This window comes from Deinococcus frigens DSM 12807 (assembly GCF_000701425.1).
Taxonomy (GTDB): Bacteria; Deinococcota; Deinococci; order Deinococcales; family Deinococcaceae; genus Deinococcus; species Deinococcus frigens.
In genome coordinates this window covers 1-14,744 of the sequence record NZ_JNIW01000025.1, presented here as the reverse complement: position 1 = coordinate 14,744, position 14,744 = coordinate 1, and the positions used below count along the sequence as shown (strand labels likewise).

Annotated in this window: 13 protein-coding genes; 3 read left to right on the top strand and 10 right to left on the bottom strand. The window is 65.3% G+C overall.

Annotated elements, in window-relative coordinates; all coding sequences use genetic code 11:
- Positions 1–4: 4 nt before the first annotated feature.
- From Q322_RS0110300 to Q322_RS0110280, 5 genes are all read right to left on the bottom strand, one after another.
- On the bottom strand, positions 5–1,267 hold the full coding sequence (locus Q322_RS0110300) for an aspartate aminotransferase family protein (RefSeq protein ID WP_029477833.1): 1,263 nt from the start codon (positions 1,265–1,267) through the stop codon (positions 5–7).
- 96 nt (positions 1,268–1,363) lie between these two features.
- Entirely contained in the window at positions 1,364–2,242 is an 879-nt protein-coding gene (locus Q322_RS0110295) for a DMT family transporter (RefSeq protein ID WP_029477832.1), read from the bottom strand.
- On the bottom strand, positions 2,239–2,868 hold the full coding sequence (locus Q322_RS0110290) for a pyridoxamine 5'-phosphate oxidase family protein (protein ID WP_034418254.1): 630 nt from the start codon (positions 2,866–2,868) through the stop codon (positions 2,239–2,241). Before Q322_RS0110290 ends, Q322_RS0110295 begins: the two co-directional genes overlap by 4 nt.
- Positions 2,865–3,326 carry a GNAT family N-acetyltransferase gene (locus Q322_RS0110285; RefSeq protein ID WP_029477830.1) on the bottom strand — a complete coding sequence of 154 codons (462 nt, stop codon included), beginning with the start codon at positions 3,324–3,326 and terminating at the stop codon, positions 2,865–2,867. The genes Q322_RS0110290 and Q322_RS0110285 overlap by 4 nt, the downstream gene beginning before the upstream one ends.
- Positions 3,323–3,730 (bottom strand): cupin domain-containing protein, encoded by a 408-nt coding sequence (locus tag Q322_RS0110280; protein WP_051668426.1) that lies wholly within the window; start codon positions 3,728–3,730, stop codon positions 3,323–3,325. The genes Q322_RS0110285 and Q322_RS0110280 overlap by 4 nt, the downstream gene beginning before the upstream one ends.
- A 17-nt stretch (positions 3,731–3,747) precedes the next feature.
- Here Q322_RS0110280 and pdxR point away from each other — a divergent pair, with 17 nt between their 5' ends.
- Entirely contained in the window at positions 3,748–5,247 is a 1,500-nt protein-coding gene (gene pdxR, locus Q322_RS0110275) for a MocR-like pyridoxine biosynthesis transcription factor PdxR (RefSeq protein WP_051668425.1), read from the top strand.
- A gap of 214 nt (positions 5,248–5,461) precedes the next feature.
- Here the strand turns inward: pdxR and Q322_RS0110270 are convergent, their stop codons facing one another.
- The 4 genes from Q322_RS0110270 to Q322_RS0110255 form a co-directional block, all read right to left on the bottom strand.
- Positions 5,462–6,034, bottom strand: coding sequence for a cob(I)yrinic acid a,c-diamide adenosyltransferase (locus Q322_RS0110270; RefSeq protein ID WP_029477827.1), 573 nt, complete (start codon positions 6,032–6,034; stop codon positions 5,462–5,464).
- 127 nt (positions 6,035–6,161) lie between these two features.
- The gene (gene malQ, locus Q322_RS0110265; RefSeq protein WP_029477826.1) at positions 6,162–7,688 is read right to left on the bottom strand and encodes a 4-alpha-glucanotransferase; all 1,527 of its coding nucleotides are present in this window, start codon (positions 7,686–7,688) and stop codon (positions 6,162–6,164) included.
- Positions 7,689–7,938: 250 nt separating this feature from the next.
- Entirely contained in the window at positions 7,939–9,624 is a 1,686-nt protein-coding gene (locus Q322_RS0110260; protein ID WP_029477825.1) for a bifunctional metallophosphatase/5'-nucleotidase, read from the bottom strand.
- Between the two features lie 299 nt (positions 9,625–9,923).
- Positions 9,924–10,616, bottom strand: a complete 693-nt coding sequence (locus Q322_RS0110255) for a TetR/AcrR family transcriptional regulator (protein ID WP_029477824.1) — start codon at positions 10,614–10,616, stop codon at positions 9,924–9,926.
- Positions 10,617–10,948: 332 nt separating this feature from the next.
- On the opposite strand from Q322_RS0110255, the gene Q322_RS0110250 reads away from it, so the two are divergent.
- Entirely contained in the window at positions 10,949–11,209 is a 261-nt protein-coding gene (locus Q322_RS0110250) for a hypothetical protein (RefSeq protein WP_029477823.1), read from the top strand.
- A 23-nt stretch (positions 11,210–11,232) separates the two neighbouring features.
- Entirely contained in the window at positions 11,233–13,398 is a 2,166-nt protein-coding gene (gene pnp / locus Q322_RS0110245) for a polyribonucleotide nucleotidyltransferase (RefSeq protein ID WP_029477822.1), read from the top strand.
- A 280-nt stretch (positions 13,399–13,678) separates the two neighbouring features.
- Here pnp and Q322_RS0110240 read toward each other — a convergent pair whose 3' ends face one another.
- Positions 13,679–14,470 carry an amino acid ABC transporter permease gene (locus Q322_RS0110240; RefSeq protein WP_029477821.1) on the bottom strand — a complete coding sequence of 264 codons (792 nt, stop codon included), beginning with the start codon at positions 14,468–14,470 and terminating at the stop codon, positions 13,679–13,681.
- Positions 14,471–14,744: the final 274 nt, after the last annotated feature.

Sequence of the window (14,744 nt, the reverse complement as noted above, 5' to 3'; positions counted from 1 at the left end):
AAAACTACTCGCTCTGTTTTTCCTCCGCCTGCGCGGCCAGTTGCGCCTGACGCTCGGCACGGGGGTTGACGCCGTTCAGCACGCGCTCGAAGGCGTCCACCACCCCATCGATCTGCTCTTTGGTAATGGTGATCGGCGGCAGGAAACGGACCACCAGCGGCGTGGCTTGCAGGGCCATCACGCCCTCGTCGTGTTCCAGGGCGGTGATGTACGGCGCGCTCTTTTCCTTAAGTTCCACGCCGATCATCAGGCCCATGCCGCGTACTTCGCGGATTTTAGGGGAGTCAATGGCGCGCAGGCGGTCCATGAAATACGTGCCCTTCTCGCGGGCTTGCTCGGCCATGCCCTCGCGCTTCATGGCGCGGATGGCGGCCAGTCCGGCGGCCATGCTCAGCGGGTTGCCGCCGAAGGTGGTGCCGTGGCCGCCTGCGGGCATGCGGTCCGCCACCTCCGCCGTCATCACGAACGCGCCGATGGGGACGCCGCCGGCCATCGCCTTGGCCAGCGTCATGCCGTCGGGGGTGATGCCGAAGTGCTCGGTGGCGAACATCTTGCCGGTGCGGCAAAAACCGGTCTGGATCTCATCCATAATCAGCAGCGCGCCCTTTTCTTTGGTAATCCGGCGGGCCTCCTGCATGAATTCCATGGTGCCGGGGCGCACGCCGCCCTCGCCCTGCACGGGTTCCAGGATCACGGCTGCGGTCTGATCGGTCACGGCGGCGCGCAGTTCCTCGACATTGCCGTAGGTCACGAAGTCCACGTTCTTGCTGTCCACCGCCTCACCGAAGGGTTCGCGGTATTTGGGTTCCCAGGTCAGGGCCAGCGCGCCCAGGCTGCGCCCGGAAAAGCCGCGCTTCATGCTCACGAATCTCTTGCGGCCCGTGCCGGTGATGGCGAATTTCTTGGCCGCCTCCACCGCCTCGGTGCCGGAGTTGCACAGGAACACGCGGTCCAGGCCCGCCGGGAGGACGCCCACCAGTTCCTGTAAGAACTCGGCGCGCTTGTCGTTGGGGACGCTCTGGGGCATGATCATCAGCTTGCCCGCCTGCTCCTGAATGGCCCTGACCACGTCCGGGTGGCTGTGGCCGATGTTGGCGACGCCGTAACCCGCCACGCAGTCGATGTACGAGCGCCCGTTCTCGTCCCACACAGTTGCGCCCAGGCCGCGTACCATCACGACCTCGTGCTTGTTGTACACGCCGCTGTCGTACTTGAGTTCGGCGTCCAGCCACTTGCTCTGGGTCTTGCTTTCAGGAATTGCAGTCATACAGTCCTCCGTTTGCCCTCAGTGTAGGCGTCGTGCGCGGGAAAGGCGGTGAGGTGTCCAGCCTACCGGGCTGGGCCGGGCAGCGGGCGGCGTGGATCAGCCAGGCGCGGACTGACGGGCGCGTCTGGGCCGCACATTGAGCGACGCCAGACCGGACAGGATCACGCCTACGCCGACCACCGAGAGGACGCCTACCCGCTCCCCCGCCACCGCGCCCCAGAACAGCCCCCAGACGGGCAGCAGATACGTGACCGCCGTCACTTGCGTGCTGGAAATGCGCGCGAGCAGGCCGTAATACAGCAGGTAGGCAAAACCGCTGCCGAACACCCCCAGGAACAGCATGGCAAACACGGCCTGAGAGGTGAGCGCGGAGGGCGCGGGGCCGAGCAGGGCGGCGGGCAGCAGCAACAAGCCCGCCAACGACAGTTGAGTTGTCGCCAGCCCCACCGGATTCAGGCCGCCCAGCGTGCGTTTGGCAACGACGGTGGCCAGCGCGTAGCCCAGCCCCGCTGCCGTCAGCACGCCCACGCCCAGCACGGAGGCGTGGCCGCCGCTCAGGCCACCGAAGACGGTCAGGCCCACGCCGCCCAGGCCCAGCAGCACGCCCACAATCACGCGGCTGCCGGGGGCGATCTCGCGCACACCCAGGCTGATCATCAGCGTGAACAGCGGCGTGGTGGCGTTCAGGATGGCGGCGATGTTGCTGGACACGCTCTGCTCCCCCCACGCGAAAAACGTCCACGGCACCACGTTGTTAAAGAAAGCCACCAGCAGCAGCGGTCTCCACAACTGCGCGGGCGGCAGCGTGTGGTGGCCCAGCCGCAGCGCCAGCCACAGCACCGCCGCGCCAGACACGCACCGCAGCAGCGCCACCCACAGCGGCGGGAAGACCTCGCCCCCCCACTTGATCAGCAGGAACGAGATGCCCCACACGGCGGAGAGCACAAACAGTTGAAAGGCGTCCTGACGGGTCACACCTTGATCCTAGCGGGACCGGGAACGGCGGGACGCAGGCGGGCCAGCTCCGGCGTCAGCGCGGGCCAGTCTTCCGTCTGATCGGTCATGGGCGGCCAGTTTTCCTTGCCGCTCCAGCGCGTCACCGCCAGCGAGTAAACACTGGTGCGCGCCAGATCGGCGTCCAGAATGGGCCGGGTCTGCTGTCCGATTCTCAAGTCGGGAAAGAGCCGTTCGGACAGCACAGTCAGCGCGGCGCGGGCCTCCTCCCGCTCTGTCAGGAGACGGGCCGTGCCGAACGCCACGACGCTGCGGTATTGCACGCTCAATTCCAGTGGATTGTTGCTGGGAAGCAGACAGCCGATCTCGGTGGCCTCAAAGGTGGCCGGGTGACCCTGCCCCACGTTCGCCCACAGCCGCCCGGTGATGTTGGTGTGGTACACGACGTCGTGCGTCCCTGGGCGGTAGGCGAAGGCCAGCGTGGTGATGAACGGGAAGGGAAACCCGTCTTCCGATTGCCACACGGTGGCCACCCGTCCGATGTTAACGCGGGCCAGCAACTCGCGTATCCAGGCGGCGTCGCGGCGATTGTGCGGGCGGCGGCTGACGCTGGGGTCACGGCTCTGGGGATTGTAGAAATCGGTCACTTCAACTCCCTGGCGCTGTCCAAATTTTTGGCAAAGTGATGTGAGGTGATGTTCATGCCGTGCTTGAGGTACTGGCGGTGGGCGGTAAAACGGGCCGCGCCCACGCCAGAATCCAGGTGCAGGGCCACGCAGCCCAGGCGCACGGCCTCGGCGTCCAGCCACTCCAGCAGGGCGCGGGCATGGCCTTTGCCCCGCGCGTCCGGCAGCGTGGACAGGTCATCCAGATACACAATTCGTCCATACGCCAGCAGCTCCATCACGCGGTATCCAGCGGCGGCGGCAGCCTCGGTGCGTCCGTCCTCGAATGCGCCCGCCAGACGGTAACCCTCGGCGCGGGTGGCGGCCAGATGGCGGGCAAGAGACGCCTCATCCTTCAGAGCAAGAGAGTTTGGGCGCAATTCACGCAGGGCAGGCAGGGCCAGAGCGGCGTCGGGGCCGTCAAGTCTACGGATGCTCACGCCCCTTCCCCGTGGGTCTGCCCCAGCACGGTTCTGCTCCCCGGTTGTTCGCCGCCTTCCGGGCCGTAGAAGATCACCCAGACCGCGAAATCCCCGCTGAAGTCTTCAAAACGGTGGTCCTGCCCCGCAGCCACGAAGAGAAAATCGCCGGGGCCGAAGGGGCGGCGCTGATCCTCACACAGATACGTGCCATTGCCGGTGGCGACGACATGGACCTCATCCTGAAGGTGGGGCGTTTGCGGATCATGGCCGCGCGGGGCGTACAACTCGGCGCGCAATGTGCCGCGCCGGAAAACCTCGGCAAAGGCCAGAGCGCCGGGCAATCCAAGCTGATCCCTGGCCTCGCCCAGTGTCACGCCATGCGGATTGGTGGCCTGGAGGTCATGTCCCTTCTGCACGTTCATGGCCGTAGACTAGCCGGATGGTGGCCCCCCGCAAAGCTCCACTTCAGGCCAAAGAGCGCAGTCCACTTCTGGGCGACCTGCCACTGGCCCTCACGCTTGACCGGGATGAACAAAGGCCCCTGCACACGCAACTGGCCGACGCGCTCCGAGGAGCGGCGCTGTCCGGCGCGTTGCCCGCTGGTCTACTCCTCCCCGGTTCGCGCACACTGGCCGCAGAACTGGGCGTCACGCGCGGCGTGGTGGCCGACGCCTATGCCGAACTGGTGGCCGACGGTACGCTGGAGGCGACGGTGGGCCGGGGAACGCGCGTGGCCGCAGGAGCGGCGCAGGTAAGGAACACAGGTGGCGGAGCGCCCGGCTGGTTCGTGGCCCCGCAGGTCGCCCCGGTGGACGACCCCATGCGGCCAGGAGGCATTCACTTCCGGGCAGGCGTGGCCACGACGGTCACGCTGAACACGCGGGCGTGGCGGCAGGCCTGGGCGGCGGCGGCGCGGGCAGAGGTGGCAGGCGACTACGGCGATCCGGCGGGAGAACCAGAATTACGTGCCGCGCTGGCGGCGTTCGTGGCGCGCTCACGCGGGCTGAGTGCTGACCCGGCGCGGGTGCTGGTCACGGCAGGCAGCCTCCAGGGGCTGAACCTGATCCTGCATCTGCTGCCCCCCGCCTCTGCCGTGCTGTTCGAGGCCACCGGCTACCGCGCCGCGCGACAGGCGATTGTGGACGCCGGACACGTTCTGGTGCCGCTGGAACAGGACGGGGATGGGCCGGTCATCACACCCGAGACGCCGCCCGCCCGGCTGGCCTACGTGACGCCCAGCCACGGCTTTCCCCTCGGCGGGCGCATGAGTGTGCCGCGCCGCCTGGCCCTGCTGGAGTGGGCCGCGAAGCACGACGCGCTGATAGTGGAAGACGATTACGACGGCGAATTCCGCTACGGTGCGCCGCCCCTGCCTACGCTGGCGAGTCTGGACCCCCAGGGGAACAAACAGAGCAACCGCGTTCTCTACCTCGGCACGCTGTCCAAGGTGCTGACGCCGGGGCTGCGAACGGGATTTCTGATCGGTCCGCCCGCGCTGATGCCCACGCTGATCCGCGCCCGCACGCTGCTGGATTCGGGCCACCCGCTGCCCGTCCAGCACGCGCTGCTGCACCTGTTGAAAACGGGCGAGGTGGACCGCCATATCCGCCGCACGCGCCGCTGGCATGCCGGGGTGCGGACGGTACTGACACGCCTGCTGCAACCGCTTGCGCCGCGCGCCACGCTGGGCGGCATCGAGGCCGGGCTGCATGTCTGCCTGTTCCTGTCGCCACCGCTGGACGCGCAGGACGTGGCCGCCGAACTCGCGCGGCGCGGCGTTTACGTCTCTACACTGGACACCTATACCTTTACTGGAGCCGTGCCGAACGCCCTGCTGCTGGGCTACGGCGGCCTGACCATGCACGGGGCGGAGGCGGGAGCGCGGGAAATTGCGCGGGTGGTCGAGGAAAAACTCGGCGATCATATGGATTGTGGTTAAAGGCCTGACTTGAATCCGACTGGAATGAAAAGCAAGAAACGCGCGTTGCGTGGCCTGAAAGAACAGACGGTGCGTTTCTGTCTGTGCTGAATTGCACGCGACGCGGATCAGAGGTGAGGGGCTGGCCACCATCTCGCGGAGGTTGCCGCCGGCCCGGTGGCCCCCTCCCCAGCCCTCCTTCACGAGGGGAGAGGGGGCAGGAACGTTGACGCCCCTAGCGCCGTCCCTTGACCAGCCAGGCGTGTTCCTCGATGCCTGCCGCCTGGTTCGCCGCCCGCGCCATCACGAACAGCAGGTCCGAGAGGCGGTTGAGGTAGATCTGCACTTCCTTGTTGGCCTCTTCCACTTCCAGCAGGCGAATCACCTCGCGTTCGGCGCGGCGGGCCACGGTGCGGGCCACATGCAGTGCGGCGGCAGCGGGCGTGCCGCCAGGATGGACGAAGCCGGTAAAGGGCGGCGCGGCCTCCTGGTAGCGGTCGATCATCGCTTCCAGATAAACGGCGTCCTCAGCATCAATTCGGCTGACCTTCTTCTCGTACACGGTGCCGGGCCGGGTGGCAAGGTCCGCGCCCAGATCGAACAGCGCGTTTTGCAGGTATTCCAGATCGGCGTCCAGCGCGGCGTCGGGCTTGTGGCTGCGGGTGTTGTGGGCGCGGGCCAGACCCACGGCGCTGTTCAGTTCGTCCACGGTGCCGTAAGCCTCCACGCGCGGGTGCGTCTTGCTCACGCGGTCCGCGCCGTAAAGGCCAGTGGTGCCGCCGTCGCCTGTCTTGGTGTAGAGCTTCATAAGTTCCAGGGTAGTGGGTTTAGGGGCGGTGGGGTGTGGGAACGGCAAAAAAGACCCCTGGAGGAGAGGTCTTCGGAAGGTTTAATTGTGATGTGAAGGGAGAAGGCCACCTCTCCCCCATTCCCATCTAATTCCCCAGTCGCCCAGTTTCCGCCGTCAGGGCGCGCAAATTCGCCGCCAGATCGGGATGCAGATCGCCCGCGTGGTAACGCCAGGTCCAGTTGTGATTTCCGGTGGTGCCGGGCAGGTTCATGCGGTCTTCGCTGCCCAGATTAAACACGTCTTGCAGGGGAACCACGGCCAGATTGGCGCGGCTCCCAAAGGCCAGGCGCATCATCTGCGGCACAAAGCTGGTCTCGCTGGGGTCCGAGGACGTGTACACGCGGAAATTGTGCTTCTCCAGTTCCTCGGCGTGTACCCACCAGCCGCGCGTGGTGTCGTTGTCGTGGGTGCCGGTGTAGACCACCTGATTCTCGCGCAGGTTGTGGGGCAGGAAGTCGTTGACCGCGAAGTCGCCGCCGCCAAAGGCGAATTGCAACACGGCCATGCCAGGAAACTCGAAATTGTCGCGCAGCTTTTCCACGTCGGGGGTGATCACGCCCAGATCCTCGGCGATGATCGGCAGCACGCCCAGCGCGTCGCGCACGGCCTGGAACATTTCCTGACCCAACGCGGGCACCCAGCGCCCGTGCATGGCGGTTTCGGCGGGAAAGGGAATTTCCCAAGACGCCGCAAAGCCCCGGAAATGGTCGATGCGGATCAGATCGAACAGTTTGAGACTGCCCTTGAAGCGCTCGATCCACCACGCGAAGCCGCCTTTTTGCATGACCTTCCAGTCGTACAGCGGGTTGCCCCAGAGCTGCCCGGTTTCCGAGAAATAGTCTGGCGGCACCCCGGCCACCACGGTGGGCTGGCCCTGCCCGTCGAAATAAAACAGATCGCGGTTGGCCCAGGCGTCGCTGCTGTCCATCGCCACGAAGATGGGAATATCGCCGATGACCTCGATGCCGCGCTCGCGGGCGTAGGCGCGGACGGCGTCCCACTGCCGGAAGAACAGGAATTGGATGAATTTGGTGCGCTCGATGGTCACGTTCAGGTCGCTGCGGGCCAGCTCCAGCGCCTCCGGCTGACGCTCCCGCACGGCAGGCTGCCAGGCGTTCCAGGGCAGTCCGCCGTGCGCGGCTTTCAGGGCCGTGAACAGCGCGTAGTCGTCCAGCCAGCTCACTTCTTCGGTCTTGAACGCCTCGAAATCCGGGGTCAGGTGTTCGCCATAACCGCCCACGAAGGAGATATAGGCGCGCTCCAGCATCTGGTTGCGCCAGATGTATTGCAGGCCGAAGTCCACCCGGGCCGGGGCAAAGACCGGCGTGGCGGCAAAGTCGGTCTCGTGCAGCAGGCCCTCGTCGCGCAGGGTGGCCAGGTCGATCAGGTACGGGTTGCCCGCAAAGGCGCTGAACGCCTGATACGGGCTGTCGCCGTAGCCGGTCGGCCCCAGCGGCATGACCTGCCAGTATTTTTGGCCGGCGTCCGAGAGCCAGTCGATGAAGTTGCGCGCGGAGGTGCCCAGCTCGCCGATGCCGTAGGGGCCGGGCAGGCTGGTGGGGTGCAGCAGAACGCCGCTGGAACGGGCCAGTGTCGAGTGGGGCAGGGTCATGACTTGAAAACCTCCTGAGAGGATGAGGGCGTTTGGAAGTGATTCCAGAGTGAACGGTCCAGTACCGCCGGGGCCAGTACCGCCGAAGATAGTACATACGCCGGGGGTGCGCTCACGCTCCAAAGGGACGGTCAAGACAGCCGGCACAGGAATGCGCCCCCACCATAATTCAGGGAGAGGGCGCACTGGTTATAGGTTTGCGAGTTTTTCTGCGACTCCAGCACAGCTCAGAAGCTGCCGATCACCCGCGCTACTTCGTCTTGGTGATGCGGTCCTGCGCGCCGCCCGCCAGGCCGGGATTGGCCTTGAGGAAGGTGGCGAAGGTGTCCACATCCACCAGGTTGGGCAGTTGCAAGACGTTGGTGCCGTCCTTGAAGATTCCAAAGGAATCGCCGCCGCCTGCCAGGAAGGCGTTCATGGTGACCCGGTAGGTCTTGGCGGGGTCCAGGGCCGCGCCGTTCAGTTTGATGCTGGCGGCGTCCACCCGGCTGCTCTTGGCGGCGGTGGAGTCATAGCTGTAGGAAAAGCCCTTGCTGACCTGAAGGATGCGGGTGCCGCCCTCCTGCGGGTTGTCGAACTGCTGCTCCAGCAGGGTCTTGATCTGCGCACCGGTCAGGTCCAGGACCACCATCGAGTTGCCGAAGGGCTGCACCGTGAACACGTCGCCGAAGTTGGCGGTGTTGCCCGCCGCGCTGGCGGTCAGGTCCGCGCGGATGCCGCCGGGGTTCATGAAGGCGATCACGGCCCCCTGGTCGGCGGTGGCAGCCAGTTGCGAGTCGGCGATCACGTCGCCCAGCGCGCTCTCGCCCGCCGCGTTGGTGGTCCGGCTGATGCTGGGGGCCGCCAATGTGCCCACCGGCGTCGCCTTCACGGCGTCGGTCAGTTCCTTGGCGCGGGTCAGGATGGCGGTCATGGCCGGGTCCCTGGGCAATGTGCGGGTGTCCACCACCACGTTGGCCGCACTCACCGAGAGCAGCTTGTGGTTGGCCTTGTCCACCGTCAGGTCCAGGCGTTGCAGCAGGTGGCCGTAGTAGTCGCCCTGGATGACCACGCGGCCCCCCACCAGGCAGTTGTAGCCCTGGTGGGTATGCCCGCTGACCACCGCTTTAATGGACGGGTCCAGCTTGTTCACGATGTCCACGATGGGGCCGGTCAGGGTGCCGCAGGCTGGCTCCGAGAAGCCGTCCTTGGCCACGCCGCCCTGGTGGATCAGCACGACGATGGCGTCCACGCCCTGCTTGCGCAGTTCAGGGACATACTTGTTGATGCTGCTGGCCTCATCCAGAAAGTCCAGCGTCTTGATGCCGTCGGGGCTGACGATGTCCGGCGTTCCCTGAAGAACCGCGCCGATAAAGCCGATCTTCGCGCCGCCGACTTCCTGCACGGCATATGGCTCGAACACGGGCTTCTGCGTGGTCTTGTCCACCACGTTCGCGCCCAACCACTTGAAGCCCGCGCCGGGGTAGGGGTTCTCGAACTTGCAGGCTTTGGCTATGTCATTGCTGTCGCAGCCACCGTTCTGCATCCGCAGCAGTTCCTTGAGGCCCTGATCGAATTCGTGGTTGCCCAGCGAGCTGAACTTCATACCCAGTTTGGTCATGGCGATGGTGCTGGGTTCGTCGCGCAGCAGGCTGCTGGTAATGGGCGAGGCCCCGATCACGTCGCCCGCCCCCACGAAGATCAGGTTGGGATTCTTGGCGCGCTCCTGGTCCAGGTAACCGCCGATGGCCTCGATGCCCCCGGCCTTCAGGCGAATCTGCTTGCTGGGGTCCGCCGGATCGGGGATCATCACGCCGCTGAAGTTGGTGGCCTCCAGGTTGCCGTGAAAGTCGTTGAGGCCCACCACCGTCACCGTCACCGGCTCGGCGGTCTTGGACATCATGCTGCACGAGGACAGCGTCAGGGCTGCGCCGATTAAAAAAAAATTGCGTCTCATGGTTCCCCATCATAAACGCCGCCCAGCTCCTCAGGCCCGGGGCCGGGACGACCGGGGCAAACGGCGTCCACCCACGCCGGACCGCCCAGGAAAGCGGGACGCACGCCGTTCCAGTTCCAGCGGCCCCGGGAGCACCGCGAGAGGAGTGACAGAGATTGCGGTTGGAGGACGCGGATGGCGTCACCACGCCCGCCGGCCAGCACCCATCCCAGCGGGCAAAAGACAAACTCCCCCCCACATTCAGAGGTAAGCGTGGCAATCCTGATCTAGGTTGTGGGCCGGGCAGACGCCGAGCTGGCTCAGGCGGGAGTGGGCACGCGGGCCAGGCGCTCGATCACGGCGCGCAGCGCCAGCTCAAACTCTTCCCCGGCACCCTCGCGCATGCCGCTGACAGAGCCGATCAGGCCCCATTCATTCAAGCCCAGGGCCGAGTCACCCTGCGCGCTGCGGGGCCGTCCGTCCGGCTCCTCTGCCAGATGCTGCCAGCCGATAGACAGGGCGTACACATGCTTCAAAACCCGTTCGGACACTTCGCGGTCCAACGGCATCAGCGTCAGCAGGCGCTCCAGGCGCGCGGTCAGGTTGTGGTGAAATTCCTGGAGCAGTTCCGGGCGGACCCGGCGTTCCAGCACAGTGCCCAGCAGCACCAGCAGGCGGCGCAGCGACCGGGACTCCTGTCCGGCCTCCAGCAGGACGTCGGCCAGTTGTGACGGCGTGTGGGGGCCGCGTTCTTCCAACAGTGCGGCGGCGCGGTCGATCCAGGCATTCAGATGGCTGTCGACCAGCGCCAGGAACAGTTCTTCCTTGGTGCCGAAATACAGGTACAGCGTGCCCTTGGCAAGCTGGGCCACGCTGGCGACCTGATTCATGCTCAGGTCCGCGTAGGGGGTGGTGGTCCACAAGTGCTCGGCGGCGCTCAGGATATCGGCCCGCCGCTGCCGTTTGTCGGCCAGGCTGCGGGCACGCATGGGACGAGAGGGATGAGTGGTCATGGGAGGTGAACATAAGCTTGAACGCCGCCCCAGCACTGTTAAGAGCTTCACTCACACGGTGTACACAGGAGGTTCGCTTAAGGGAATCCGGAGATTCGCCAAAGGCGCGGGCCATCTGATGAGGCAATGCCTGGGAATGGCTTGGCAGAAGCGGCGCACCGGACGGCGCATTCATCCCCAGAACAGGAGTCCATGCCATCTTCAGAGCTGGGGACTGGCCACGCGTTGAAGGCGAGGTTCTGGCCCCCTTCCTGGATAGAGTTGAGCCATCCTGCTTTGTCAAACGGGCGGCGTCGTCGTACCGCTGGAAGTCAGCAGGCTGGTGCCTGTGTATGCGATTGACCTCCGTCACGCAACCTCCCCTGGACAATGTGCCTGACCTCAAATGGCTTTCCAGCGTCATGCTGGCCGGGCACCGTCCCGGTCGGTGCGTGGTCTCGGGCCGGGGCGCGGCTCCGCTGTCCGGCACGGAACAGCCGTTTTGGGGCATCGAGCAGATGCTGCCCGCCGGGTTCAGCGTGACCTCCACTGGCATCTCTGCTTTTTATGGCGGCCTGGACCCCAGAGCGGGCCAGCCCTCTCTCTGGAGATGAGCAGGCGGGATAGACTGCCGCTCATGATTGGAAAAACCTACACCACCATGCTCGGCGGGCGCGAGCTGAGCATCGAGACCGGAAAACTTGCCAAGCTGGTCAGCGGCAGCGTGACCCTGCGCTACGGCGATACCATGCTGCTGGTCACCGCCCAGGCCAGGGACGACAAGAGTACGCTGGATTTCCTGCCCCTGACGGTAGAATTCGAGGAACGTCACTACGCCGTGGGCAAGATTCCCGGCTCTTTCCACCGCCGCGAGGGCCGCCCCGGCGAGAAGGCCATCTTGGGCGCACGAATTACAGACCGCCAGATTCGCCCGCTGTTTCCCAAGACCTACCGCCACGAAACCCAGGTGATCATCACGGTCATCAGTGCCGACGGCCAGAACGCGCCGGACGTGCTGGGGCCGGTGGGCGCTTCGGCAGCCCTGAGCCTGAGCGATATCCCGTGGGCAGGACCGACCGCCTGCGTGCGGGTTGGCCAGGTGGGCGGCCAGTACGTCATCAACCCCACCGTGGAGCAACTGGGCCATAGCAGCATGGATCTGGTGGTGGCCGGAACCAAGGACGCCGTGATGATGGTGGAGGCCGGGGCGCACAACGCCAGCGAGGACGATCTGGTGGGGGCCATCGAGTTCGCCCACGCCGAGATGCAGGGCGTGATCTCGCTGATCGAGACCATGCGGGGGGAAATGGGCCAGGAGAAGTTCAACTTCCTGGAAGACACCGATCTGACCACCGATCTGGTCCCCGAAATTGCGGAAAAGGCGCGGGCCAATGGACTCAAGGATGCGCTGCTGACCGTCAAGAAAAAGGACCGCAGCGCCCGCACAAAGGTCCTGCGAGACGGCATTATCGCGGGCTACGAGCCGGACCCCGACGCCGAGGGAGCCAAGGAGCGCATCACGGCCCTGAAAAACGTCTTCAACAAGGTGGAAAAACAGGAGTTGCGCCGCCTGATCCTGGAAGACGATCTGCGCGCCGATGGCCGCGACTCTAAGACGGTGCGCCCCATCTGGATCGAGGCGCGGCCTCTGCCCCGCGCGCACGGCAGCGCCATCTTCACACGCGGCGAGACGCAGGTGCTGGGCGTGGCGACCCTGGGCACCGAGCGCGACGAGATTCTGGTGGATGACCTGAGCGCCGAGACCGGCGACAAGTTCATGCTGCACTACAATTTCCCGCCGTACAGCACGGGTGAGGTCAAGCGCATGGGCGGGCAGTCGCGCCGCGAGATCGGTCACGGCAACCTCGCCAAGCGGGCCATCCGCGCCGTGTTGCCCCCCTTCGAGGAATTCCCCTACGTGATCCGCATCGTGGGCGAGGTGCTGGAATCCAATGGCTCATCTTCAATGGCGACGGTCTGCGCCGGGGTGCTGGCATTGATGGACGCGGGCGTGCCAATTAAAGCGCCTGTAGCGGGTGTAGCGATGGGTCTGGTGATGGAGGGCGATAAATACCGCGTCCTGACCGACATCCTGGGCCTGGAAGACGCGCTGGGCGATATGGACTTCAAGGTCTGCGGCACTGCCGAGGGCGTCACGGCCCTGCAAATGGACATCAAGGTCGGCGGCATCACCCCGCAGATCATGCGCGAGGCGTTGGCGCAGGCCCGCGATGGACGCCTGCACATCCTGGGCAAGATGGCCGAGGTGCTGGCCGCCCCGCGCCCGGAACTGTCGCCCACCGCGCCGCGCATCATTTCCCTCAAGATCAACCCCGAGCTGATCGGCAAGGTGATTGGCCCCGGCGGCAAGCAGATCCGCGAGCTGGAGGCGATGGGCGCGCAGATCACGGTGGAGGAGGACGGCACCGTACGCGTCTTCAGCGCAGAATCCGCGTCGGCGGAAGCGGTGCGCGACCGCATCATGAGCATCACCCGCGAGGCCAAGACCGGTGAGGAGTTCGACGGCATGGTGGTCAAGACCACGCCGTTCGGAGCGTTTATCAACCTGTATCCCGGCCAGGACGGCATGCTGCACATCTCGCAGATGTCCGAGGAGCGCGTCAACGCCGTGGAAGACGTGATGAACGTGGGCGATAGGCTGCGCGTCAAGATCGTGGGCGTGGATGACCGGGGCAAGATCGACCTGGTCCGCCCCGAACTGGAAGGCAAGATCGCCCCGCGCGAGGCGCGTCCGCTGCGTGCGGGTGGGGACCGTGGGGGACGGCCACCCCGGCGGGACTGAGGGAAAGAGTCGGGGCGCGGGTCAAGCGTTGCCTGCTGGCCACTTCTGAAAGACAGAAAGGAAAAGAGCCATCTCCATGATTGGAGGTGGCCCTTTTTATTGATTTGTGATACGGATTCCGTTTGTTTCGTGCATGAGTCGGGAAAGCGCCGACTCATCCACTTCACGTCCGGAACCCGTTTTTCTCCTGCTCGCTTCGCTCGAATTTCCAGGTGTTTCCAACACCTTTCAATCGCAGTCCGTATGAGACGGCCCGTGAGACTTGTGCCGCACTCCAGCTTCACCGGCTCGCGATCTTAGTCCGCCGCTCCAACTGATCGGTGAACAGCGTCAGCACGGTGGTCAGGGCCAGGTACACCACGGCCACGGTGGTCAGCACCGGGATGGGCTGGAAGCTCTCGGAACTGACCCGCGACCCGGCCAGGGTCAGTTCCAGCAGGGCGATGCTGGACGCCAGCGAGGAATCCTTGAGCAGCGCAACGACGTTGTTGACCAGTGGCGGCACCACGATTCGCAAGGCCTGTGGCAAGACCACGGTGGTCATGGTCTGCCCGCCGCTGAGGCCCAGACTGCGGGCCGCCTCGCCCTGACCGGGTGGAATCGCCAGAATTCCGGCGCGGATCACCTCCGCGTTGTAAGCCCCGACGTTCAGCGACAGGGCGATCACGGCGGACCAGAATTCATTGAGCTGGAGTTGAATGCCGATGGCGGCCAGAATGCCCGGCAGCGCGTTGTACACGAACAGGATCTGCACCAGCAGCGGCGTGCCGCGCACCAGCCAGATAAAAAAGTTTGCGGGCGCGCGCACCCAGGCGTTGGCGCTCGTCTTTTGGATGCCCGCGATCATGCCGATCACCAGGCCGATCAACCCGCTGACCACAGTGAGTTGCAGGGTCATCCGCGCGCCCTCCACAAACAGATCGGCGCGCGGGCCAATCGGATCGGGCATCAGCCGCAGGACGAAGGTGATCACGAAGAACAGCGCCAGGAAGGCGGCAACAGCCCCCAGCAACCACAGGAAAATTGAGGGACCGCCCGCCGACGGGGGACGGACGGCTTTTGGCGCGGTCATGCAAGACGCTCCGGGAGGTGGCAGGTCAGACTGTGACGAAGACTGATTTTCATTTCGCCGATGATGCCACAGCTCACGTTCAGCGTCGCGAATTTGTTCGGGTGCGCCCGCTGTTTCTGAATGGCAAGCAATAAAAAGCCGCGCCCCGGTCAGAGGCGCGGTTACTCGACAGGTTCCGGCGTTTATTGATCACGGCGTAAATACAGCCTGATACTCTAATGGCATGGCCGAATGGCAACCTTCACGGTATTCCCGCGCCCAGCTTGAGGAACGC

Bases quoted from the DNA above. Each gene is read 5' to 3' on its own strand.
- pdxR (WP_051668425.1), top strand. From the start codon at position 3,748: ATGGTGGCCCCCCGCAAAGCTCCACTTCAGGCCAAAGAGCGCAGTCCA.
- Q322_RS0110240 (WP_029477821.1), bottom strand. From the start codon at position 14,470: ATGACCGCGCCAAAAGCCGTCCGTCCCCCGTCGGCGGGCGGTCCCTCA.
- malQ (WP_029477826.1), bottom strand. From the start codon at position 7,688: ATGACCCTGCCCCACTCGACACTGGCCCGTTCCAGCGGCGTTCTGCTG.
- Q322_RS0110250 (WP_029477823.1), top strand. From the start codon at position 10,949: ATGCGATTGACCTCCGTCACGCAACCTCCCCTGGACAATGTGCCTGAC.
- pnp (WP_029477822.1), top strand. From the start codon at position 11,233: ATGATTGGAAAAACCTACACCACCATGCTCGGCGGGCGCGAGCTGAGC.
- Q322_RS0110255 (WP_029477824.1), bottom strand. From the start codon at position 10,616: ATGACCACTCATCCCTCTCGTCCCATGCGTGCCCGCAGCCTGGCCGAC.
- Q322_RS0110280 (WP_051668426.1), bottom strand. From the start codon at position 3,730: ATGAACGTGCAGAAGGGACATGACCTCCAGGCCACCAATCCGCATGGC.
- Q322_RS0110300 (WP_029477833.1), bottom strand. From the start codon at position 1,267: ATGACTGCAATTCCTGAAAGCAAGACCCAGAGCAAGTGGCTGGACGCC.
- Q322_RS0110270 (WP_029477827.1), bottom strand. From the start codon at position 6,034: ATGAAGCTCTACACCAAGACAGGCGACGGCGGCACCACTGGCCTTTAC.
- Q322_RS0110260 (WP_029477825.1), bottom strand. From the start codon at position 9,624: ATGAGACGCAATTTTTTTTTAATCGGCGCAGCCCTGACGCTGTCCTCG.